At 34.7% G+C, this 23,505-nt stretch carries 19 protein-coding genes and 1 riboswitch; of the genes, 5 read left to right on the top strand and 14 right to left on the bottom strand.

The genetic code is table 11. The annotated features are described in order from the left end of the window. Positions 1-88: 88 nt before the first annotated feature. The gene (locus tag BN1058_RS07680; RefSeq protein ID WP_090855198.1) at positions 89-826 is read right to left on the bottom strand and encodes a Cof-type HAD-IIB family hydrolase; all 738 of its coding nucleotides are present in this window, start codon (positions 824-826) and stop codon (positions 89-91) included. A gap of 500 nt (positions 827-1,326) precedes the next feature. After that, positions 1,327-1,402: riboswitch (glycine riboswitch) on the top strand. A 94-nt stretch (positions 1,403-1,496) separates the two neighbouring features. On the opposite strand from BN1058_RS07680, the gene BN1058_RS07685 reads away from it, so the two are divergent. Further along, positions 1,497-1,769, top strand: a complete 273-nt coding sequence (locus BN1058_RS07685; protein ID WP_090855201.1) for an ACT domain-containing protein — start codon at positions 1,497-1,499, stop codon at positions 1,767-1,769. Positions 1,770-1,783: 14 nt separating this feature from the next. Further along, positions 1,784-3,145, top strand: coding sequence for a PFL family protein (locus BN1058_RS07690; protein ID WP_090855204.1), 1,362 nt, complete (start codon positions 1,784-1,786; stop codon positions 3,143-3,145). Positions 3,146-3,227: 82 nt separating this feature from the next. Here the strand turns inward: BN1058_RS07690 and BN1058_RS07695 are convergent, their stop codons facing one another. Continuing rightward, the gene (locus BN1058_RS07695; protein ID WP_090855207.1) at positions 3,228-5,207 is read right to left on the bottom strand and encodes a PTS fructose transporter subunit IIABC; all 1,980 of its coding nucleotides are present in this window, start codon (positions 5,205-5,207) and stop codon (positions 3,228-3,230) included. Between the two features lie 138 nt (positions 5,208-5,345). Continuing rightward, positions 5,346-7,286 (bottom strand): BglG family transcription antiterminator, encoded by a 1,941-nt coding sequence (locus BN1058_RS07700; RefSeq protein WP_090855210.1) that lies wholly within the window; start codon positions 7,284-7,286, stop codon positions 5,346-5,348. A gap of 169 nt (positions 7,287-7,455) precedes the next feature. Between BN1058_RS07700 and BN1058_RS07705 the strand changes: the two genes are divergently transcribed. Then, positions 7,456-8,136, top strand: a complete 681-nt coding sequence (locus BN1058_RS07705) for a CPBP family intramembrane glutamic endopeptidase (protein ID WP_090855213.1) — start codon at positions 7,456-7,458, stop codon at positions 8,134-8,136. 167 nt (positions 8,137-8,303) lie between these two features. Continuing rightward, a complete protein-coding gene (locus BN1058_RS07710) occupies positions 8,304-9,560 on the top strand; it encodes an L-lactate MFS transporter (RefSeq protein ID WP_090855216.1) in 1,257 nt (418 codons plus the stop codon). Between the two features lie 168 nt (positions 9,561-9,728). Here the strand turns inward: BN1058_RS07710 and BN1058_RS07715 are convergent, their stop codons facing one another. The 9 genes from BN1058_RS07715 to BN1058_RS07755 all read right to left on the bottom strand — a co-directional run bounded on the left by BN1058_RS07715 (position 9,729) and on the right by BN1058_RS07755 (position 20,935). Further along, positions 9,729-10,259, bottom strand: a complete 531-nt coding sequence (locus BN1058_RS07715; RefSeq protein ID WP_255307021.1) for a cupin domain-containing protein — start codon at positions 10,257-10,259, stop codon at positions 9,729-9,731. 182 nt (positions 10,260-10,441) lie between these two features. Further along, positions 10,442-11,395: a carbamate kinase gene (gene arcC, locus BN1058_RS07720; RefSeq protein ID WP_090855219.1), complete on the bottom strand. Its 954-nt coding sequence runs from the start codon at positions 11,393-11,395 to the stop codon at positions 10,442-10,444. Beyond that, entirely contained in the window at positions 11,388-12,818 is a 1,431-nt protein-coding gene (locus tag BN1058_RS07725; RefSeq protein WP_090855222.1) for a YlbE family protein, read from the bottom strand. The genes arcC and BN1058_RS07725 overlap by 8 nt, the downstream gene beginning before the upstream one ends. Next, positions 12,819-14,372: an acyl-CoA synthetase FdrA gene (gene fdrA / locus BN1058_RS07730; RefSeq protein WP_090855225.1), complete on the bottom strand. Its 1,554-nt coding sequence runs from the start codon at positions 14,370-14,372 to the stop codon at positions 12,819-12,821. It abuts the gene before it with no gap. Continuing rightward, the gene (locus tag BN1058_RS07735; protein ID WP_090855227.1) at positions 14,350-15,279 is read right to left on the bottom strand and encodes an oxamate carbamoyltransferase subunit AllH family protein; all 930 of its coding nucleotides are present in this window, start codon (positions 15,277-15,279) and stop codon (positions 14,350-14,352) included. Before BN1058_RS07735 ends, fdrA begins: the two co-directional genes overlap by 23 nt. A 13-nt stretch (positions 15,280-15,292) precedes the next feature. Further along, positions 15,293-16,828, bottom strand: coding sequence for a xanthine permease (locus BN1058_RS07740; protein ID WP_090855229.1), 1,536 nt, complete (start codon positions 16,826-16,828; stop codon positions 15,293-15,295). A 12-nt stretch (positions 16,829-16,840) separates the two neighbouring features. Beyond that, positions 16,841-17,503, bottom strand: a complete 663-nt coding sequence (locus BN1058_RS07745) for a cysteine hydrolase family protein (protein ID WP_090855232.1) — start codon at positions 17,501-17,503, stop codon at positions 16,841-16,843. Between the two features lie 3 nt (positions 17,504-17,506). After that, a complete protein-coding gene (locus tag BN1058_RS07750; RefSeq protein ID WP_176694467.1) occupies positions 17,507-19,030 on the bottom strand; it encodes a xanthine permease in 1,524 nt (507 codons plus the stop codon). Between the two features lie 264 nt (positions 19,031-19,294). Beyond that, a complete protein-coding gene (locus BN1058_RS07755) occupies positions 19,295-20,935 on the bottom strand; it encodes a PucR family transcriptional regulator (protein ID WP_090855235.1) in 1,641 nt (546 codons plus the stop codon). Positions 20,936-21,135: 200 nt separating this feature from the next. Between BN1058_RS07755 and upp the strand changes: the two genes are divergently transcribed. Continuing rightward, on the top strand, positions 21,136-21,765 hold the full coding sequence (gene upp, locus BN1058_RS07760; protein ID WP_090855237.1) for a uracil phosphoribosyltransferase: 630 nt from the start codon (positions 21,136-21,138) through the stop codon (positions 21,763-21,765). Between the two features lie 107 nt (positions 21,766-21,872). On the opposite strand, the gene BN1058_RS07765 is transcribed toward upp, so the two are convergent. Together BN1058_RS07765 and BN1058_RS07770 are read right to left on the bottom strand one after the other, a co-directional pair. After that, complete coding sequence (locus BN1058_RS07765; RefSeq protein ID WP_090855240.1) at positions 21,873-22,247, bottom strand: YbaN family protein; 375 nt, start codon at positions 22,245-22,247, stop codon at positions 21,873-21,875. Between the two features lie 274 nt (positions 22,248-22,521). Next, entirely contained in the window at positions 22,522-23,433 is a 912-nt protein-coding gene (locus BN1058_RS07770; RefSeq protein WP_090855242.1) for an FMN-binding protein, read from the bottom strand. Between the last annotated feature and the right edge of the window lie 72 nt (positions 23,434-23,505).

Here is a 23,505-nt window from a genome sequence, read left to right on the forward strand (position 1 = left end):
AAATGCGTCTCCATGCAACTCATACCCCACTTACTAACTTATACTAAAACATAGTATCATGCAATATTGAATTTTTTGAAAAGTTCAATTATTTCATTAACCATTTATTAATTGCTTGAGCAACACCATCTTTTGTATGATGTGTAGTAACCCAATCTGCTACTTTCTTCACTTCATCTTGCGCATTCTCCATTGCTATACCAAGTCCTGCTTCTTCAATCATCTTAATATCATTTAAACTATCGCCCATTGCCATTACTTGGTTCATCTTGATATCTAATTTTTTGCAAAGCTTCTCAATTGCTCGGGCTTTATTAATACCCATTGCATTGACTTCAATATTTGTCGGGCTTGAATTACTTAACTCTATATCAGTTTCACTCGAAAGTTCTTCAATAATCTCATCCCTATCAATGCTCTCCTTTATATCAAAACCATACTTTAACCAAGTATATTCGTTAAAATTTTGCGGTTGTTCATTTCTCCACACTTTATCAGTAGAAACTAACCAAGTCCACGGACTGTAAGCTTGATGAATTTGTTGATATTTATTTAGCGCCTCTATCGGTAAAGGATTTCGATCTAACAGTTCACCATCTGTTGACCAAATTTCTGCACCATTTACTGTAATAAGATACTTAACACCTAATGTTGACGCATAGTTGCAACACGTACTATAATGTCTCCCTGTTGCAAAAACAACCTCTATGCCCTTTTCTATCGCTCGTTTGATTGCTTGCTCATTTTCTTTTGAGACTGTATGATCCGTATGTAAGACAGTACCATCCATATCTAATGCAATTAAACGAATATCCATTTTTTCCATAAATACTCCTCCTTCATTACTACTATAGCAACTATACCATGAATGGACAGTTTATATGTAAACATACACTTGACAAAATTAAATACATATCAGATAATGAAATGTAAAGCTTCGCCAAGTACTATGAAGCAAGTTAAAAATTATGGCATCTGCCAATGTTTTTTAGTGTATATAAAATGGAACATTATATACAAATAGCAAGACTTATTCACACTGGATCGACTTCGGAGTCGTAAGAATATAAGAGAGGTAGGGCTTATATTGTTTAGGTTAAAAGCATCCAGGTGGAACATACCGCGGCAATTTAATCAATAAATAATTAAATTAGAATTTTTTATACTTGTGAAATTGGTAAGTTAATCTATAAGGGATACGCAATTGCGTATCCCTTTTCCATTTCTCTTCATTATCTATTGACGATCATATCTGAAACTGTTAATATTCTTTTATTGATTAAAAAATTATATAATGCTATGAATATTATGGGTTACACTATAATAGGAGCAACTTCTGGAGAGTTCGTTCAAACGACGCCGAAGGATTCACAATCTCAGGCAACCGGACAGAAGACATAACACAATTATATGAATTCTGTTATTGTCACTGTGATTGAAGAACATTCTTCAATCTTTTTTTATTGACAACAATTAATAATGAGGTGAAAAAACAAATGGAAAAACGTGCTGTAGTAAGTGTTCTTGGGAAGGATCAAGTTGGCATTATTGCAAAAGTTACAAACGTGTTAGCTAATAATCAAATGAATATCCTTGATATTAGTCAGACGATATTACAAGATTTCTTTACGATGATTATGCTTGTAGATATTAGAAATACAGACGATTTGGACAACTTGTTAAAAGATTTTAAAGTAATTGAAAAAGAACTTGAAGTTACAATCAGTATTCAGCTTGAAGACGTATTTAATGCAATGCATCGTGTATAAAGGAGTGGATTAAAATGACAGTAGCCTTTACAGAAATACAAGAAACCATTCGCATGGTACAAATGGAAAGTCTAGATATCCGTACAGTAACAATGGGCATAAGTCTCAGAGATTGTGCAGATTCAGATTTTAAAAAAGTTCAGGAAAACGTTTATAACAAAATTACATCCTATGCAGCAAATTTAAGACCTATTGCTGAGCAAGTAGAAAAAGAATATGGTATTCCAATTATTAATAAGCGTATTGCGATCACACCAATAGCCGAAATTCTAGGTAACCATTCACGAGAAGAAGCAATTGAACTAGCAAAAACATTAGATCAAGCAGCAAAAAAACTTGAAGTTGACTTTATTGGTGGTTTTTCTGCGCTCGTACATAAAGGCATTGGTAAAGGAGACCAAACTTTACTCGACGCCCTACCTGAAGCATTAAGCGTAACAGAACGGGTTTGTGCTTCTGTTTCGATTGGTACCACCCGAACTGGTATTAATATGGATGCCGTAAAGCAGTTGGGAACAATCATTAAACAAACGGCTGAAAATACAAAAGATAACAGTAGTATTGGCTGCGCAAAATTTGTTGCCTTCTGTAATCCAGTTGAAGACAACCCATTTATGGCTGGTGCTTTTCATGGCGCTGGAGAAGGGGAAGCCGTATTAAGCGTTGGCGTAAGTGGCCCAGGGGTTGTTCTTAACGCATTAAAACGTTATCCAAATGTTGATCTAGGTGAAGTATCAGATATTATTAAGAAAACCGCATTTAAAATCACACGAGCTGGTGAACTACTTGGTCGTGAAGTTGCAAAACGGTTAGATGTTTCATTTGGTATTATGGATTTATCCTTAGCACCAACCAATGCAATGAATGATAGTGTTGCAGAAATATTGGAAGAAATTGGTCTAGAACGTGTTGGTACACACGGTACGATCGCTGCACTAGCTTTAATGAATGATGCTGTCAAAAAAGGCGGAGCAATGGCTAGCTCTTATGTTGGTGGGTTGAGTGGTGCATTCATCCCTGTTAGTGAAGATAATGGAATGATCAAAGGAATAGAAGATAATGCTCTTTCCTTATCAAAACTAGAAGCAATGACATGCGTATGTTCAGTCGGATTGGATATGATTGCACTAACTGGTGACGCAACACCAGAAACATTATCAGCAATTATAGCGGATGAAGCTGCAATTGGTATGATCAATAAGAAAACCACAGCTGTACGTGTTATTCCTGTAATAGGAAAAACAGAAGGAGATACGGTAGAATTTGGTGGATTATTAGGTCGTGCTCCAGTAATGGGTGTTAATCCATATAGTTCAGCAAAAATGATTCAAAGAGGCGGACGCATTCCTGCCCCATTACAAGCTTTAATTAACTAATTAAGATAGTAGCAATATCTGCTTTATACTTTTTCTTTTTCAAAAAACAGTTAGCTTTTAACAAGCTAACTGTTTTTTAAACTTATTTTATTTCTTCTAACAATTCATATGCTTCTTCTTTTGATTGCACCTTTAATAATTTGTTACGAAAGGTATCATCCATTAACTTACGTGATAACATTTGTAATATCTTTAAATGCGCATCGCCTTCTGCATGTGTTGGAACAGCAATCATAAAGATGAGCTTAGCCATTGATCCATCCAAACTAAACCAATCTACACCTTCCGATTTCATTCCAAAAACAACACGAGGCTTTGTAACAGCATCAGATTTTGCATGTGGAATGGCAACATTCATTCCAATCCCAGTAGTGCTCTCTTCTTCACGACCTAGAATAGCTTTTTTATAAATCTGTTCTGATGTTACAGCTCCATTCTTTTGAAGCTTTTCAATCATTTCATCAATAACGTCATCTCTGGTATCAGCTTTTAATTCCGTATCAATTAAATCTAATGTTAAAATATCTGTTAGTTTGTTAATTTCAACTGGTTGATCTTTCTCATTCCCATTTTTAACCTCTTGTACTTCATCAGTATTTCTATTTGATTCTATCTCACTTCTTTTATTCCCGTTTGCTACAAAGTTAGTGTTAGGAGAACCGACATCTTTTTTTAGTAATTTAATCATAAATGCAGCAACAAATGAACCAATGGTAATAGCTACGAAGAACATCAGTACATTATCAACCGCACCTAAGATGCCAACAATCGGTCCACCATGTGCAACTCTATCTCCTACACTGCTTAACATTGCTATAACTGATCCTGTCATTGAACCAACCATTATACTTGGGATGACACGTAATGGATCCTGCGCCGCAAATGGAATCGCACCTTCCGTTATGCCGAAAAAACCCATTGTTAGTGAGGCTTTCCCTGCTTCGCGTTGACCCACTTCAAATTTTTCTTTGAACATTAGCGTTGCGATACCAAGACCAATTGGTGGAACCGCGATAGCAACTGCAATCGGCCCCATAATTTCATAATTCCCTTCGGCGATCATTGCAGAACCAAATAAGAAAGCAACCTTATTTACTGGTCCACCCATATCAAAGGAAATCATCGCACCCAAAATCAGTGCTAATAATATAGAACTTGTACCTTGCATGCCCGCTAACCAATTTGTTAAGGATTCAAATACTTGTGCTACTGGCGCACCAATTAAAAGGACAAATGCTAAACCTACAATAATAGACGATAAGACCGGTATAATAATGATCGGCATGATAGGTTGTACCATTTTTGGTACTTTTATTTTCTTAATCCATAAAGCAATATAACCAGCTAAGAAACCAGCAATGATACCTCCCAAGAAGCCTGCACCTGCCTCACTCCCGTAAAAACTACCGTTTGCAGCAATAAAACCACCAATCATACCTGGCGCTAGACCTGGTCGATCAGCAATACTATAGGCAATATAACCAGCTAAAATCGGCACCATAAAACTAAAGGAAGCTGCACCTATCTGTTCAATTGTCTTCCAAATAGAGTCTTCTGGTATTTTAATACCACCTTCACCAGGTACACCACCCACGGTTAGTGCGATTGCAATCAGTAAACCACCTACCACAATAAAAGGGATCATAAATGATACACCATTCATCAAATGACGATAAATTGGATTTTGTTTATCATTATCAGCACGAGTTGGCATTTTTGCTGCTTTTTTATCAGCATTTGAATCACCTTGATAAACATGGGCTTGGCCATCACTAATTTGTTTAATTAATTTTTCTGGATTACGTATTCCTTCTTGTACGCCTACCGCAACAAGCTTTTTGCCAATAAATCGATCCTTATTTACTGTTTTATCCGCTGCGATAATGACACCGTCTGCTTCCTCAATGTCTTTAGCGGATAATTCATTTTCTACACCAATAGATCCTTGTGTCTCTATTATCATATCAATATTTAAATCAGCTGCAGCTTTTTGTAAGTTTTCAGCAGCCATATAGGTATGAGCAATACCATTCGGACACGAAGTAATCGCTACCATTTTCATAACTAATCCTCCTAATCATTTAATTCATATTACATCATTATTTTATCCTATAATAGATAGAATAAAGAGATATTCTATTTCCGTTTAATGTGGCAAAAATAATTATTTGATTATTCAGTATTTTTATTTCAAAAAAATTTATATATTAGTTAAGAACTGTTCTTTATTTTTTTCTTTTACTAATTTTTGCACAAGTGACGGTTGTTCAGCGAGAAGCGTAAGTCTTTGAAATAGCGCCCTTCGATTGATATCATTTTCATTTTTTACCGCTAACATGAACACTAATGATACATTTTCTCCATCCCATTCAATTGGTTGTTTCAATGTAGCCACAGCAATAGTGGACTGTTTAACTAAACCGGGATCACCATGCGGAATTGCAATACCACCACCTATAGTAGTTGCAGAAGTTCTTTCTCTTAACAGCGCTTGGTGAGCGTAGTCCGCTTCGACAAATCCATTCGTATACAATTGGTTAGCAAGGTGTTCAATTAACTCAAAACGGTGTGTACTATCCATTTGTAAAAAAACAAAAGCAGGATCGATAAAGGTTCGAAGACGTGATCCTTTCTTTTGTCTTCGTGATTGTTCATTTCTTTCTAACATCTTCATTACTTTGTTCTCATCAGATTGATTAAATAATGGTGACACAACGACGTTATCTTGCTTTACTGACTCTATTGGACTAGTAGTTATAATTAAATCTACATTATTCTTTTTCATAAACGAGTGTAGTTCTCTTTTCGCTAAAGTAGCTAGAATCTCTACATCAGTAAATCTACTTTCAATTTTAGAACGAAGAATTTCAGCAACACCAATTCCCATATGACAGACAATCACAATCTTTGTTTTGGCTCGTTTTTTATGTTGAATTCGTTCAATTGCTGCTTGATAATGTAAAGTTAAGTAAGCAATTTCATCTTCAGGTATATCAGATATTAATGGATGCTTCATATCTTGTAAAACAAAGACAAGCATATCAAACATATATGCATACATCTTCTTAATATCTTGAATTAAGGGATTTTGAACGAGTAAACCAAACTTCAAGCGGTTTAATGTCGTATATAAATGAATGCGCAATCCTTCCATTAATGTGTGGTCTTGTTCAAACGGTATTAATGAAATAATCGTTAATCGTTTAGTTAATTCATCCGCAATATTAATTGCTTGTTCTTCCGTTTTCCTATCAAGAGAATGTGGTGAGTTTTCTTGATGTGCATATATTTTTGCCCCTAGAATATGAATTGTAAAGTAAAGGATCTCATCATCAGAAAATGTTAACTGAAACGTATCTGAGATTTTTAAAAGTAATTGTTCAACCCATTTATACTCTTGTTTTGACTTCATATAAATCTTTTCTTTATCCGTTAGTATCACAGGCTTTTTCATTTTTGTCCTTTTAATCATCAATAATAAATGAATGGTGATATCCTCAAGGCTTTCATCTGTGAAGAACAATATGTTTTTTTCTTGAAATTTTTTTAACTCTTTTCTAATAATCTCTAATTCATACGCTAGAAAATATCGATAAATAAAAGGTGGGGAAGCTTTTGTTTCCGTTCGTAATTGGTCTAAAGTAGCTAAAGCCTCCCGTTTATTTTGTTCTGATCCTTTTAGAAAAATCCCAATTCGTTGCTTAGTTACTAACTGGATGCCTTTTTCAGCAAACCATTTATCAAGAGTATGTAGTACTTTTTTTATGGTTGTCTTTGTAACATAAAAATCCTTAGCCAAATGTTGAATCGAAGCGTTGGATATCTCCATCAATAATTGATAGGCTAAATATAATAGGTCTTCATCCGTTAAGTCTTTCTGAACAGCCTGTTCATTGTTTATTTGTAAAAAATGATGTAATTGAGCTATTTCTTCTTGCTTTATTGCTAATCCGATTCCTACACCAGGTTTACGAATTAGCCTTGCTTCATATTTACTTTCTAAAAAAGCTTCAATCGCATTACAATCATTTCTAACCGTTTTTTCCGAACACGCTAACCACTTTGCCATTTCTCTTATCAAGATATACTTTTTTTCGAATGATAAAAGAATTCGCAACATTTCCTTTTGTCTTACATTCAAATGCTTCACCTACTCTGTTTCCCATTTTCATCTTCAATTACCTTATCATATAGCATTTAGAATGAGAAATTTAAAATTTTCCAAATACAAAGGAAACATTCTTTTTTAACATATGTAATTTTCTTTAGTTAGTCATGCTATACTTATATTAGTAAGCGAGGGATCATTAATGAAAAGAATGAATAAAAGTATGTTGTTTATTACTGTTTTTGTTTTCACTGGTTGTACTATCATGGCGTGGGTGGACGCCGTCTGGATGCCAGATTACGAAATAAAATCTGCGATTAAAGTCGTTTTATTTTTACTTTTGCCTATTAGCTACGCTTTAATGGATAAGGATACATCATTCATCCAATTGTTTGTTTTTAAAAAAAAGACCATATTATTCCCGATTCTTCTAGGATTAGGGGTCTATGTGTTCATTGTAAGTGCGTACTTTTTAATCGGACCTTTCTTTGATTTATCTAATATTACTTCATCACTTGAATCTAATATCGGCGTTTCTAGTAGTAATTTTGTTTTTGTTGCTTTATATATTTCTTTTATTAACTCACTTTTAGAAGAATTTTTCTTCCGTGGATTTGCTTTTTTATCTTTAAAACAGGTTACTAGTCGAAAATTTGCTTATTTGTTTAGTGCAAGTCTTTTTTCTATTTATCATGTTGCGCTTATGCTACGTTGGTTTAATATTGGATTATTTATACTGTTAATTATAAGTTTATTTATGGCTGGTTTATTATTTAATTGGCTAAATGAGAAGCATGAGAACATTTATACCTCTTGGTTTGTTCATATGGCCGCTAATTTTGCTATTAATACAATTGGATTTATTCTATTTGATATCATTTAATTATTGTCTCTTAATGATTTTTTCGTAAAAAAATGCAAATTGTTGAAATTAAGTTTAAAAAAAGTATCGAATTTGAGAAATAGTTCACATAATGTTCATTCTATCTTTTTTTATAATCTGGTATATTATTGTAGAGAAATATACTAACATTTATATTGGAGGTTACTATGAAAAAAAATCGTTGGCTTATCGCATTATCAGCTATTGCGATTCATCTATCAATTGGTTCAGTCTACGCATATAGTGTATTTAAAAACCCTATGTCTGATGCGCTAGGTTGGAACAGTAAAGAAGTTACGCTTTCCTTTACAATTGCTATCGCTTTTTTAGGTCTTTCTGCAGCAACATTGGGAAAACTTGTAGAGAAGTGGGGCCCAAGAAAGTCTGCCATGATTGCAGCTATTTTATTTTCCTCTGGACTAATTGGAGCAAGCTTTGCTATTAGTCAAGAGTCACTTACACTTTATTATTTAACGTATGGTGTACTAGGAGGAATTGGTTTAGGTGTTGGATACATCGCTCCCGTTTCTACATTAGTTAAATGGTTCCCTGATCGACGTGGTCTTGCAACAGGTATGGCAGTTATGGGATTCGGTGCAGGTTCATTAATTGCTAGTCCAGTTGCAGCGGAATTAATTTCAGTAGTTGGTTTATCTAAAACTTTTCTTATTCTAGGGCTTACCTATCTTGTATTGATGGTAGCTGGTGCATCTTATATTGTTCGTCCACCTGAAGGTTATTTACCAAAAGGAATGGAAGAAGGGGCACAAACAAACAAAAAGAAAAAAATCAAAACAGATTTGTCTCAATTGACAGCAAATGAAGCAATTAAAACAAATCGATTCTGGCTTCTTTGGGTTATGATGTTTATCAATATTTCTTCCGGAATTATGCTTATTTCAATCGCTTCACCACTTGGACAAGAAAAAGTTGGTATGTCTGTTGTTGCAGCTGCTTCAATGGTAGGTATCATGGGATTTTTTAATGGACTTGGAAGAATTGGTTGGTCATCTATTTCCGATTACTTAGGTCGAAGTAATGTATTTACCCTGTTCTTTAGCGTACAATTTATTTTGTTCCTATTACTACCTAATATTACAAATCCAATATTATTCCAGCTATTTATCTTTATCATTCTTTCTATGTATGGTGGTGGCTTTGCTTGCTTACCTGCATTTATTGGTGATTTGTTTGGTACAAAGCAACTTGGCGCTATTCATGGTTATTTACTAACTGCATGGTCATGCGCAGGCATATTTGGTCCAATGCTTGTTGCTACTATTAACGATGCTACACAAAGCTATAATGTGACTTTCTATATATTTGCCATCTTACTTGTGGTAGCACTTGCAACATCTGTTGTTATGCGTCTTAGTATCAATAGTGAGAAAAAGAAAAATGCAGAAGTAACACAATCTGCTTAAAAGAAAACAGGTACCTATTAAAGGTGCCTGTTTTTTTATCTTGATGCACATACTCTTTCCTTAGTCCTCATATATTCTGCAATAATTACCGGTCGGTATTTTTCAGAAAATAAATGACACTAAAAAAATTAAAAGGGAGCAAATCTATGCTCCCTTTTAAAATATTATTTAATGATTTTTCTCTGCCTCCATTGCAATTTCTTTTGTTTGATGGATCGTACCAAAGGGATGCTCAGGTGGGGCATAAATGGAGTAAAGTTTTAATGGCGTTTTACCTGTATTAACTAGATTATGCCACGCACCGGCTGGAACCATAATCGCATCGTCATCTGTTACATAACGTCTAAAATCCAGCTGATTTGGCCCATTGCCCATTAAAACAAGACCTTGCCCTTCCTCTATTCGTAAAAATTGATCTGTATTTGGATGTGTTTCTAAACCAATATCTTCGCCTACCCCGATACACATTAAAGTAACTTGCAGATGTGTCCCTGTCCATATAGCACTGCGAAATGTTTTATTCCTTTTAGTAGCTTCATCGATATTTAACACGTAAGGACGTCCACCATAATCTTTACCCATCGATTGCATTGTATAAGGGTTAGCTTGTTGATAGGGTTGATTCGAATTAGCATAGTTAACGTATGGGTTCATCACAGGTACCCATTGTGTTTGATACATAAATGGATTATAATACACCTTTTTTCCTCCTCATTTCAGCATTTCCATTTATTCTATGCAAATGCCTAACAAAATGGAAATAGATAAAACAAGAATGGGCGAAAAATGAGCCGTCTTTAAAATTAGTTTCCCTACATCATCACTACTCTCTAAATAAAAAAAATACAAGTGGGAAATCCACTTGTATTTTCTAATAGATATTAAATTGCTTCAGCATTTCTTTCACGATAAATAACTGTTCCTGTTTTCCCAAGTATAGCATCTTTTGCTCGTTCTAAAGAAGAGATAATAGCTTTACGTTCTTTCTTAGATTCAACAAACTTAAGTGCTGCTTCTACTTTAGGTAACATACTTCCTGGAGGAAACTGTCCTTCTTCAATATATTGTCTTGCTTCTTCAATAGACATAGAATCTAAGGATTGTTGATTTGGTTTACCAAAATTAATAGCTACTTGATCAACCGCTGTTAAAATGAATAAGAAATCTACATCTAATGCTTCTGCAAGGCACTCACTAGCAAAGTCCTTATCGATTACTGCTTCAATACCTACTAAACGATCATTATCTCTGATAACAGGAATACCTCCTCCACCAGCACCAATAACAATATGACCAGAAGCTACTAAATCTTTCATCACGTCTTTTTCAACTACTTCAATAGGTGCTGGAGATGGAATTACTTTTCGGTAACCACGTCCAGAGTCTTCAATATAGGTATCGCCTGTTTCATTCATTAATCGCTCTGCATCTTCTTTTGAATAAAATGGTCCAATTGGCTTGGTTGGATTTTCAAAAGCTGGATCTTTTGGATCAACGACTACTTGACTAACGATAGATGCTACTGATTTTACCATACCACGATTAGCAAGCTCTTCTCTTAATGCATTTTGCAAATGGAAACCAATATACCCCTGACTCATGGCTCCTGACTCAGCAAAAGGCATTTTTGTTTCTTCGCCTTTTTCTTCAGCATATTTTCCAAAAGCTAAGTTGATCGCACCTACTTGAGGTCCATTTCCATGTGAGATAATAACATCATGGCCTTGTTCAATCATATCAACAATAGGTTTTGCAGCATTTCCTGCTAATTCTCGTTGCTCTTTTGCATTTTCTCCTAACGCATTACCACCCAATGCGATTAATATCTTACTCATGATGTTCACCTCGATATTCTTTTGCAAATTCAAGTAGTGCTTTTTCAAAGCAACCCATTGGTGGATGTACAATTCCTGCACCTACTTGTCCAACGCCTGCTTCCTTATGTGCCATACCTGTATTGATAACGGGGAGTACATTTGTATCAATAACTTTTCTGATATCAATACCATATGCTCCACCACGGAAGTTTAATGTTGGGATAGAATAATTTGTATTTTCGCCAACCGTAATATCGTACATTTGTTCACTGTATGCAATAGCATCTTCTACTTGTCCACCAACAAATTGTACAATTGCTGGTGATCCACCCATAGCAAATCCACCAATACCCATTGTTTCGGTAATTGTACTGTCTCCTAAGTCTGGAGCAGCATCACCTTCTGCATAACCAGGGAAGAATAATCCTTTAACGAAATTAGCTGGTGCAGTAAACCATGTTTTCTCACCAAGTCCACTTACACGAATTCCAAAATCAACACCATTTCGACTCATGGTTGTAACAACTGTTGAATGAGGAATACCGTGTGCTGCATCTAACGCTGATTTACAAGCTGGCATAGACAAGTTTAAGAAATAATGTTCATTTTCTTTAATGAAGCGAATAACTTGTCGTAATTCCTCTTGATTAACATCTGTTTGTAAGAAATAATCAATAATTTCACGATAGAACAGGCTAGTTGATGCTTTGTTTCTATTATGACACTCATCACCCATGTGTAAGGATTGGGAAGTTATTGTTTTTAGATCAATTCCATCTACTAATGCAAGTGCCTTTTTCAATACAGGCGCAAATACAGTTTCGATCCATTTTAATCGATCTAATACTTCTTTAGAATTAGCGCCAAAACGTAGTACTTTACCTAACCCTTCGTTAACTGTACAATATGCTCGATTTCCATGTACTCGATTTTCAATAACATGTACAGGCATAGAAGGAGATATAATACCAGCCATTGGTCCAACAGCAGCATGTTCATTTGCAGGTGCAAATTCTATTTCACCAGATGCGGCTAGTTTTTCTGCTTCTGATTCATCATTCGCTAACCCTTCATATATTAAAGCACCAATAATTGCACCTTTGGCCGGTCCACACATACGATCCCAAGTAATTGGTGGTCCAGAATGAAGAATTTTTTTCGGATGCATACCTGGAATAACATTTACTGCTTGATCAATATCTATCAAAAATGGATGTGCATCTTTAATTCGTTTAATAGCCTCTTGATTGGCTTCCTCTACTTTTTCATTATCTTGTAGATAATCAAGCGCTTCGATCAATTCCACGTTTCCACCAGCGGGTGGTCTCCAATCTAATTGAACAGATTCTACATTCTGTAAATCTAAATCTTCTTTAAACTTCGATGTACCGATATTTATTACTTTAAGTGACTGGTTAAAAATTTCTCCTATTTGACTCATTTACATAACCTCCTTTTTAGCAATCACACATGCAAGCTTACTTGCCATTTCGTTTGAGCTTGCAACAAACACACCTGCATCTCTCAATTTTTCCTCTTGGCTTTGATATCCTTGCTTATCTGTAAATGTTCCGCAGATATAAGCAACGACTGATAAATGACGTCCTGCATCTTCTGCTGTTTTTATTGCTTCTTTAATTGTTTCTATCGATTCTCCTACAGGGTCTTCATGTGATCCATAACCTAGTTCGAAATCTAACAGTAGTACAGCTGTTTCAGGATCTTTTGCTTCCTGTAAGATGCGATCATTTCTTAAAGAAGGCTCTATCATTGGGTGTGGTTTACCTTTTGTGAAATCATCATCACCCATATCAAGCAAGCTATGTCCTTCACTAATATCTATATCTGCAATCTTTTCTTCCGCTTTTTTAGCAACATTACTTTTTACTTTTTCACCCATTGAGCGAAGAATAGAAAGTGCTTCTGAAGTTAACGTTCCACCACAGAATAATCCTCTAACATAGCTTTGTTCTTTCGTTAATTTACTTATTTCATTGTTGGTCCAATTAATACTCTCTTGATCCAATGCAGCAGTGATTTCTGCTTCTGGTTTTAGTAATTTAACTGATTGACGTGCAGCTTCAATTAAAGTAGCTGCAAACGTTGCGCCTACTGATTCAACAGCTTCACGATCACCATCAAGGAATCCCACTACAACTGGTTTGGAAATATTTTTTATTTCCGCTAAAATCTTATCTTGGACCGCTTTTGCTGGCGGTTTTGAAATCAATGTAATTACTTTTGTTTGTTCGTCTTCATCCAGAGCTTTTAATCCTTCTAACATCATGATACCGCCGATATCCTCATGTAAATCACGTCCACCAGTTCCAATTGCCTGAGTAATGCCATAACCCATACGATCAATTTGTACAGACACTTCTTGTAAACCAGTACCCGATGCAGCGACTAAACCAATACCACCTTGTTTAACTTGGTTTGCAAAGCATAATCCAGCGTGATTAACAATTGCAGTACCACAATCTGGCCCCATAACAAATAGTCCTTTTTGACGACCAAGTTCTTTTAGACTTTTTTCATCCTCAATGGAAACATTATCACTAAACAACATAACGTGTAGTCCATTATTTAAGGCCTGGCGGGCTTCTCTTGCAGCATATTCTCCTGGTACTGATATAATTGCCATGTTTGCATCTGGAACAGCATTCATTGCTCCATTAAATGTTTTAACTGGTTCATTACCATTTTTAGATTTTTTCTGTTTTTTCGCATTTAATGCTTCATCAATATATGCAATTGTTTCTTCCACCACATCATCTGACTCTGCTTTAACAGCGATAATTAAATCATTTTCAGTTGCATCTGAAACTTCATCTGTCATAAGTCCAATATTCTCTAATAACTCTTTGTTCATTTGAGTTGCCATAGATACAACCGCTTCTTCTACGCCTTCTTTATTTAAAATCTTACCTGATAGCGACATTAAAGTAACCGAATCATGATAAGCATTTTTTTCAATGATAACTTTCGATGCCATCTTCTTTTCCTCCTAGTAAATACAAATTTCTGATCATTCGATAACCGGTTACAACACCAACCAACATGTCTGTTCCTGATGTAGAACCAATACTTAATACTTGCTCCATATCTTTTTTACTTACATTCTCAGCTTTTATTATTATTTGTCTTAAGCCTTCATTGGTAGAGCCCTGTAAACAATGCTTTAACATATAATAACTAACCGTTGTTGTTCTACTTTTAATAAGATCTAACCATGCTTGCCTTTCACTCATAATCTCAGATATGGGATATCCATCATAAGCTTGCAACACAGTTAATAAACCAGTTAAAAAGTCATCACCGGAAGGAGTTAAACCAATTCCTAACCCGATGAAACCTTTTAATTGTTTTGGATCGTATGATCGTTGAAATAAGATCAAGCAATCCATCAGTGCACGTTGATGAATTGTAAGTTTACTGTTTACGTTCGCTTTCTGCTGATTAAATAGATATTGATAAGCATTTAAAATGCCTGCTTGTTTTCCATCCAAAGCTAAAAACATATCTATCTTATCTATTACTTTTCCGAATTTGTTTGGAGAGTAGGAGAGCTTTTCTATCTTAACTCTCCTACTTATTGCCTTTTCAAAATCAATGATGTGCTCTCCGACTGATAGTTGATAATTTCCGATTAAAAATACCTTTTTACTCTGTTTTAAAGATACATTCCATGCTTTGAAATTTACATCATTGGTTGTTTTCATCATATCGGGTGACTGCACAATATCCTTTGATGCTACCGAAATAAGTCGATCTTCTGTCTCTGTATGAATATTGATTACGCGATCAAATACACTGTGAACTTCTCCAACTAACTCATCTTTTTTCTTAGAAGATAAATAATGTTTTAATTCATCGTCAATTTGATTCACATATAGATACATAAAATAACCTTCTCTAGTTATTGGTTAATTGATCTTTTTCATCTGGGTGGTTATAGAAATGGAATGCTAATAAACCAATTGCCATAGAGATATAACCTAGTGCAGCAGTAGAACCTGTACCTAATCCTATTTCGGCTGCATGAATGAAACCAAAGTAGGAAAGAACGGCTGTAATTAAACTATACACAGCTGCAACTTTAAAGTTTCTATCGATTAGATAAATAACTATTGTAATTAACATCATAGATACCAAAATATCTGAGGAACCTAATGTACTCCAACCTTCATAATACACACCATTGTTTTTCAATACGTTAAATCCAATTTCAGAAGCACTCGTTCCTGCTGCTGTTAAGGCATTGTCTACTTGTAAGATGACATAACTTGCTATAAATGGCATTAAACCTAATATCATAGCAGGTATATGTTTTGGATCTGCAGTTGAATATGCTTGAGCACCAATTGTCATGGAAATGTAAACTAAAATTGGTAGTAATGCTACTAATGGAATAACAGACATAACGAGTGGTAACAAGCCAACAAATGCAATAGCAATAATTCCAATACCAGTTGCTAATGAATAACCAACACGTGCGCCAGCTTTTTTCCATCCAGGGTGTCCAATATAAATAATTGTTGGGTATGGACTTCCTAATCCAGCACCAAGTAAAGTCAATAATCCTGGTACAAGTAATGTTTTACCAGTTGGATAATTGTCTCCTCCTACTTCAGCACTTTCAATATTGTCAAGACTTTCTAAGAAATCATAAATTGCTAATGGAATAGCTGCTGCTAAGAATGGTGATAAATATGCAAACCCTTCAACTAAATGACTAATTGCTACTGAAGGTAGTGAAATGGAAAAGCCACTTGCTGCTTCTTTTACAGCTGCAAAATCCATATAACCAGTAACCCAAGCTAGTGTCATACCAATAATAATTGCTAGTAAACCCGCTGGAATATTACCTGGTAATTTTTTATGTGCAATCCAGCCACCTAGTACAATAACTAATGTTAATAAACCAATATATGGTGTACTAAAGATTTCTCCCATTGGATTCATTGCAATAAATGTTAGCGCAATACCTGCTAATGACCCTAACAGTGCTGCTCGTGGAACATACTTTTGAATATATGGTCCAACAAGTGCTCCGATTGTCATAATAATCCCTTGAACAAGGTTCCATGCAATACCAGTTGACCAAGCAATCACCCAATCTTGCGTTTGTGCATAGACAGGTAACATGACACCAAATGCTACGATGAAATAGTGTGGTACACTTAATCCGTAAGGTAATGCTGTCACACTATCTTTACCATTCTCAAGCGATTTTCTTCTTGCTTGGATAGCAAAGATAATTCCTCCTAAACCAATTGCAACGGCTGTACCTGGTACGATATTTCCATAAATAATATCTCCAGGCATATTAATTGCCGCCAATAAACCAATAGCAGCTAAAAAGTTTGTTAATACATTACTAAATAAGCCAAAAAAACCATTAACGTCACCTTTGACAAACCAAGGTGTTCCATGTGACTTTGTCGTCATGTCAATTCCTCCTTATTTTAAGACCTCTAATACGTTAGTAGATGGAGCAGTCCATCCAAAAATACCACCTTGTTGATTAATCATACGAATAGAATCTTCATGATCCTTTGCATCAAAAGCTGCACAACAATCTTCTAACATAAGACATTCATACCCACGATCATTTGCCTCACGAATCGTTGTTTGAACACAAACATGTGTAGTTACTCCGGCAACTAGTAATGTTTCAATATTTTTATTTTTCAAAATAAGGTCTAAATCAGTTTGATAAAATGCACCTTTTCCTGGTTTATCAAGAACAACTTCACCTTCAACTGGTTGTAATTCATCGACAATATCATGTCCATACTCTCCACGTACCAAAATTCTTCCCATTGGTCCCTGTTTACCAATGTTTCCACCACGTGCTTGTTTACTTGGTGGTACATCTGAAAGATCTGGACGATGTCCTTCACGTGTATGAATAACAAGCATATCCTTTTCACGTGCTGTTTCTAACATTTTTTTCACATCTGGAATAATAACATTTGTAGTTGATACATCATTTCCTAATTGTTCACCGAAACCGCCAGGAGATAAGAAATCACGTTGCATATCAATGATTACCAATGCTGTTTTGTCCAAATCAAATTCAAAATTATAAGGTTTTGCTTCTACTGAATATTGTTTACTCATTCTTTATTCCTCCATTACTGTTTTTTTATATTTAAAATACATACTAAGCAAAATAAGACTAACTACGGCATAACTTATTGCCATTTCAGATCCTACACCGAATCCTACTGTCTCATAGTGAATTACCCCAAAGAAAGATAGTATTACACCAACAAGTGCCACAATTGCTGCAAAGTTAAATTTCTGATCAATAATGAATGCCAAAATACTAGACCAAATCATCCCTATGACGATGGCACCCGATCCTAAGGTAACTAAGCCACTAAATTCTAAGCCTGCTTCGGCAATCGTACCATAGCCGACTGTCGCGGCATCAGTTCCTGCAGCAGTTAAAGCATTACTAATAATATTCTTCCCCCAATCCGCTAACCACGGAATCAGTGCTAAAATAACAGCTGGGGCATACTTTGATTCAACTTGCTGAAATGCTTGTGCACCAATAACTAAACCAACATAAATAAGAATAGGTAATATAGCTTCTAACGGTATAATTGTTAATAAGAAGGAGATAAGTCCAAACCATGTAATAAACAGAATCGTGGTTCCTGTTAACCATGTATAGCCAATTCTTGCTCCAGCTTCTTTCCAACCTGCATGTCCAATAAATACAGCCGTAGGAAATGGACTACCAAATAAGCTGGCTAATATACTTGTTGATCCGTCAGCAATCATTGCTGCTCTCGTGTTATAATAATCTCCCGCTACCTCAGCACTTTCAATATTGTCAATCGTCTCAAACATGTTGTAAATACCTAATGGTATAGCTGCTACAATAAACGGAGCGGCCTCAGAGAAACCGTTAACAATCCTTTCAATTGAAAACGTCGGGATTCCTATTTGGATGTCACTTGCGGAACTTATCATTGTTGAGAAATCCATATAACCTGTTATCCACCCAATAGTAGTACCAATAATAATTGCTACTAAACCAACTGGTAGTCTAAATGGAAACGTCACCTTACCAAACCAACCTAATAGAATAATTGCTAATGAGACAAATCCAATATAAGATAAGTCAAATGTTTGCATTGCAGGGGTCATAACGATAAATGTAATCGAAGCACCTGCAAGAGAGCCTAACATAGCCGCACGAGGTAAAATATTTCTTATTTTTGGTCCAATAATGGAACCTAGTAACTCAATCATTCCTTCAATTATTCCCCACGCTAGACCTGCAAACCAAGCAATATAAGGATCGCCCGTCTCTCTGAAAACAGGACCCATAATTAAGTAAACAATTAAAAACATGTGTGGGACACTTGTTCCCGAAGGTAGTGCAGTTACAGTGTTTCTTTGTTCTTTTTTGGCTAATCCATAAGCCATCCAACTATAAATCATACTGCTAGCAAAAATAGATAAGCCAACAGCCGGTAGGATAGATCCGAATGTAATATCAGCAGGAATGCCAACACCTACTAGTAGTCCTGCCATTACAAGTAAATTCGTTAGGTTATTGGTGAATAATCCAAAAAAACCATCAATATCTGATCTTTGCCATAATTTAATCTTGTTATTAAACGCTTTCATTGCCTCCCTCCTTCAACAAGCTCTAAAAACATGATAGGATTCAATTCCCTTCTCTATCATTGCAGTTTGATTATAACAAGTTAATAACCAATAAACATTGTTACTTTTAAACAAAAAAATAAATGTTCTTTGTCACTTTTTGTCGATCACAACTGTTTTAAACCTTTAATTTTCCAACAAGATAAAAATAATCCGTTATTAACACGGATTACTTTTGTCCTTATTAAATTTTTTTGAGTAAAAAGGCTTACACATCGTGCACCTTTAAACATTTAAATATTGATATAATTTACAGGCTACAGCTATCTCCGTAAAAGCATGGCCATCATCTAATGTCAACCCAAGTTCTTTCAGTTTGTTTACACGGTAACGCAATGAATTGTAGTGAATATACATGTCATCTGCAGTTTTTTGAAGATTCCCTTTATGCTTAACTAAATAAAAAAGTGTACCTAATAAATCCATATCACGCTGCTGATCATAATCAATCACTATACCTATTTTATCGTTCATATAATCTTTTAGACTGTTTTGGTCATTGACCAGATGAAATAATTTATACAAGCCTAAATCTCTATAAAATTCAACAAAAGACCCTGACCGTTGTGTTGAATAGTAGATATGATGGACAAGCAACGCATGATCATAGGCTACCTTTACTTGATTCATTTGGTATATAGGATCAGAAATACTAACCCCCATTTCACCATAATCTTTAAGTGAAGCAATAATCTCGTTTCCAGCTCTTTTTAATCTTTCAGTTAGCCTTGTTTCAAATGCCACACTTATAAAGCATAATAGCTCATCATTGTAATAAATCACTTTACAATTCTGAATAGGTACATCAAAAATGCTAGAGATAATTCGAGGTATCCTTTCAGAATCTAAAATTTTGTAATAGCTAGAAAGTCGTTTACTACTGTCATCAATATTAGATTTAATAAGCATGATCACATTCGGAAAATTAAAACTCCATCGAAAAACCTTTGCCTTTTCTATAATCTCTGCTTGTGACTGATATCGACCATTCATTATGTCTCGCACGAAGCTATCTAAATAATTTCTTTCTTTTTCTATTATAGTTTGCTCCGTTTGTAGTAAAAATGCTAATAAAATAATTGCCTGTTCAATAATAATCTCTATATGTTCCGTTGTCTCTTTATTTTGATCAAATAATACAACTAAATAACCTAATTTTTTTCTACCTGCTGCAATAGATTGAATATACAACTGATTTGTTTGGTAAACTTTTTCATCAATTTTTAAGATATCCTGTGTTTCATTATTTGAGTGTGGCGCGTCTATAACACGGTAGAAATTCTCTTTATTAATAGCAAGTGAATCATAATTAAACGGAATAGAAGAAGCGACACAGTTTAGGCTATTATCCAAAATAACAATAGATCCACCAGTAATTTTCGAGACATATTCAACAAACTTCTCCATATTTGCACCTTGTAAAAGTAATGTATGTAACTGATGTGAAATGTTCTCGCGGAATTCAAGCATATTTGTTTTCATACCAAGCAAGGTGGTTAAAATGTGATTGGTTAATGTAGATAAATTCGCTTTTTCAGGTAATATTATAATTGGGAGATGATAATGATTGGCTTGTTCTATCATATATTCTGGTACTTTTTTTATATATCGCCCTAATTTAATTGCTACACCAGCTAATCCTTTTTCTGCTAACTTAGGGATAAAAGACCTCATTGCTTCCTCATCATTTACTATTGGATAAAGTGTAGTAAATAATAAACCCTCACGATCAATATACGGAAATATATCAGGAACTTCCATAACGTATACGTTTTGAATTTTTCGATTTATTCCTTTATGACCAGCTATCATTTTTACATCAGAAAATGCTTTCATATGAAGTACACTATCAATGGATACAGACATTGCCGTTCCCCCAGTCTCTTTTGTTTTTTAAACCATTATTCAGTTCATTTTCTTTCGGTTTGGATACCTTTCACTTTGCTAATTATTTTATTATGATTAAATATAATTCCCAAAATATTCTTTGTTAAAATTATCACTTGTTATTTAATATTTTCTAATGTACCATATACTATTAGTAAAGTGAAAGAGAGGGATATAAGATGAAAAAAGTACATATTTTCAACCATTCTTTAATTCAACATAAGCTTGGTATTGTACGTGATAAAAATACAGGTCCTAAAGAATTTCGTGAGTTAGTCGAAGAAATCTCTAAACTAATGGCATATGAAATTACACTGGATTTGCCATTAATGGATGTTGAAATTGAAACACCCGTTTGCTCTACAACAGTTAAACGTTTAAGTGGTAAGAAGTTGGGTATTGTACCAATTATGCGTGCAGGACTAGGAATGGTGGACGGTATCCTTAGTTTAATACCTGTTGCAAAAGTAGGGCATATCGGATTATACCGTGACCCTGAAACACTAGAAGCTATAGAATATTATGCTAAATTACCTGAAGATATTGGCGAGCGTGAACTTATTGTAGTTGATCCAATGCTAGCTACAGGTGGTTCAGCAGCTGCCGCTATTAGCGCAATTAAAAAAAGAGGTGCAAAAAACATCAAGTTCATTTGCCTTATTGCTGCGCAAGAAGGTATTGACAAAATACATGAGGAGCACCCAGAAATTCCAATCTATACAGGTTCTATCGATAACGGATTAAATGAAAAAAGCTACATCACACCAGGATTTGGTGACGCTGGCGACCGTTTATATGGTACAAAATAAGGAACTATATTAAATTTAAAATGAAATGAGATTTATCATGAACATAAATGATAAATCTCATTTTTCATTTTAAGTGAACAATTATTCTTGGATGTAGACTAATTTAATTATTTAATTGTTCGAATATGAAAAACAAAATAATAATGCTTATACAAGGCAATTAGGATTAACAACATTTTTAACCAAATATACTCTACAATGAAGATAGAAATAAGAATCATTGAATCAGCCATAATGTTGATCCAAATCTTTTTTTTAAGTGTAAGTGCCCGTTCTCTTAAAAATGGTTCGACTTGATTTTGGTATAAGCGCGTTCCTTTAAACCAACTATCTAAACGATCAGATCCTCTAAAAAAGCAGACGGATGCTAAAATTAAAAAAGGAATACTGGGCAGTAATGGTAATACAACTCCTAAAAACCCTATAATCATAAAGATAAATCCAAATAATATGTAAATAGCCTTCTTTACAAACTGAATCATTTCTATACCCCTTATTACATGTATCCATTTACCCTTAGTATAATGAATTAATACAAACAATGCTACTTAAGTTATCTAATAAAAGATTGTTACAGGTATTATCTGCGAAATTTCTATCTAGTCACTTGTATTATATAATTAAAAACATTTAATAGACATAAAAACAAAAATCTCCCCCTATTAGCATTTACTAAGGAGGAGATTTATTTAACAAAGTAATAATATATTATTTCACGGTTAATTCAAAAGGTTCCTTATATACAGCACTTACGTATTATAATACACCATCATTTTTCATTTCTGCTAAAAGTTCCTCAGCAAGACGAAGGTAATTATCCCACGCTGTATTACGTGTCGTATAGCCACTCTTAGCATAGTCACCTGATTCACCAATTGCAGGCATATCAGAGATATCTAATAGATCTTGTGATTCTACAACACCTTCATTCAACGCATCCATTTGAACATTAAATCCAATACGTGAAGGTTCGTGGTATTCTACACTTTGATATTTAGATTGTCGATAGAAAGGTTTCAAAGCTGGATCTTCAATTTCATCTGGTGAATCCGCAAAAATTTCATCATATTTTACAGAAACGATTTTCTTATCACTTACAACTACTTTTAATAAACCTGTAAGTCCACCATCGAGTTTTTCAGCAATACTATAATACTTTTGATCAGATGGTTGATCTAATGTAGGCTCAATCTTCTCTGCAAGTGGAATCATCGCTTGATTGATACTGTTTGATGCACCGGATACTACATCAAATTCACCTGTAATTCGTTGCTCTTCAAGCATTTGTTCTTCAACTTTCACAACACTTTGAATCCAAGCTGCACCTTTCTTTTCACCCATAGAAAAGTTGTATTCAGACATACGTTTTGGTACATCTTGGAAATAACGGTGGTAATAATTTGGACGTGTTTTTTCATTAAACTCTACATGAACAATTTCTCCATCGTTCTTAACAACTTCTAGTTGACCCAAGTGTCCTTGTCTAAAACGTTCTTCTGTATAATAGTAATCACCTTTTGTGATTCCTAACTCAGGTTGAACGCTCCACTCTAGGTCCGTTTCTTGAACTCCTGTTGATGTTTCTTCTTCCGCTGAACAAGCTGCCATTAAAGCAACTAAAACCACAATACTGAATAATTTTGCTATTTTTGATTTTGTAATAGCCATGTATACATCTCTCCTTTTTTTAATTTTAAAAGTTTGTGATGTATTTAACATACTTGATTATAAAGAAAAGCT

The organism is Paraliobacillus sp. PM-2 (assembly GCF_001368815.1).
Lineage (GTDB): Bacteria > Bacillota > Bacilli > Bacillales > Amphibacillaceae > Paraliobacillus.

Bases quoted from the DNA above. Each gene is read 5' to 3' on its own strand.
- BN1058_RS07725 (WP_090855222.1), bottom strand. From the start codon at position 12,818: ATGAGTCAAATAGGAGAAATTTTTAACCAGTCACTTAAAGTAATAAAT.
- BN1058_RS07705 (WP_090855213.1), top strand. From the start codon at position 7,456: ATGAAAAGAATGAATAAAAGTATGTTGTTTATTACTGTTTTTGTTTTC.
- BN1058_RS07740 (WP_090855229.1), bottom strand. From the start codon at position 16,828: ATGACGACAAAGTCACATGGAACACCTTGGTTTGTCAAAGGTGACGTT.
- BN1058_RS07680 (WP_090855198.1), bottom strand. From the start codon at position 826: ATGGAAAAAATGGATATTCGTTTAATTGCATTAGATATGGATGGTACT.
- BN1058_RS07765 (WP_090855240.1), bottom strand. From the start codon at position 22,247: ATGATTCAGTTTGTAAAGAAGGCTATTTACATATTATTTGGATTTATC.
- BN1058_RS07750 (WP_176694467.1), bottom strand. From the start codon at position 19,030: ATGAAAGCGTTTAATAACAAGATTAAATTATGGCAAAGATCAGATATT.
- BN1058_RS07695 (WP_090855207.1), bottom strand. From the start codon at position 5,207: ATGAAAATGGTAGCGATTACTTCGTGTCCGAATGGTATTGCTCATACC.
- BN1058_RS07690 (WP_090855204.1), top strand. From the start codon at position 1,784: ATGACAGTAGCCTTTACAGAAATACAAGAAACCATTCGCATGGTACAA.
- arcC (WP_090855219.1), bottom strand. From the start codon at position 11,395: ATGAGTAAGATATTAATCGCATTGGGTGGTAATGCGTTAGGAGAAAAT.
- BN1058_RS07770 (WP_090855242.1), bottom strand. From the start codon at position 23,433: ATGGCTATTACAAAATCAAAAATAGCAAAATTATTCAGTATTGTGGTT.
- upp (WP_090855237.1), top strand. From the start codon at position 21,136: ATGAAAAAAGTACATATTTTCAACCATTCTTTAATTCAACATAAGCTT.
- BN1058_RS07755 (WP_090855235.1), bottom strand. From the start codon at position 20,935: ATGTCTGTATCCATTGATAGTGTACTTCATATGAAAGCATTTTCTGAT.
- BN1058_RS07710 (WP_090855216.1), top strand. From the start codon at position 8,304: ATGAAAAAAAATCGTTGGCTTATCGCATTATCAGCTATTGCGATTCAT.
- BN1058_RS07745 (WP_090855232.1), bottom strand. From the start codon at position 17,503: ATGAGTAAACAATATTCAGTAGAAGCAAAACCTTATAATTTTGAATTT.
- BN1058_RS07685 (WP_090855201.1), top strand. From the start codon at position 1,497: ATGGAAAAACGTGCTGTAGTAAGTGTTCTTGGGAAGGATCAAGTTGGC.
- BN1058_RS07735 (WP_090855227.1), bottom strand. From the start codon at position 15,279: ATGTATCTATATGTGAATCAAATTGACGATGAATTAAAACATTATTTA.
- fdrA (WP_090855225.1), bottom strand. From the start codon at position 14,372: ATGGCATCGAAAGTTATCATTGAAAAAAATGCTTATCATGATTCGGTT.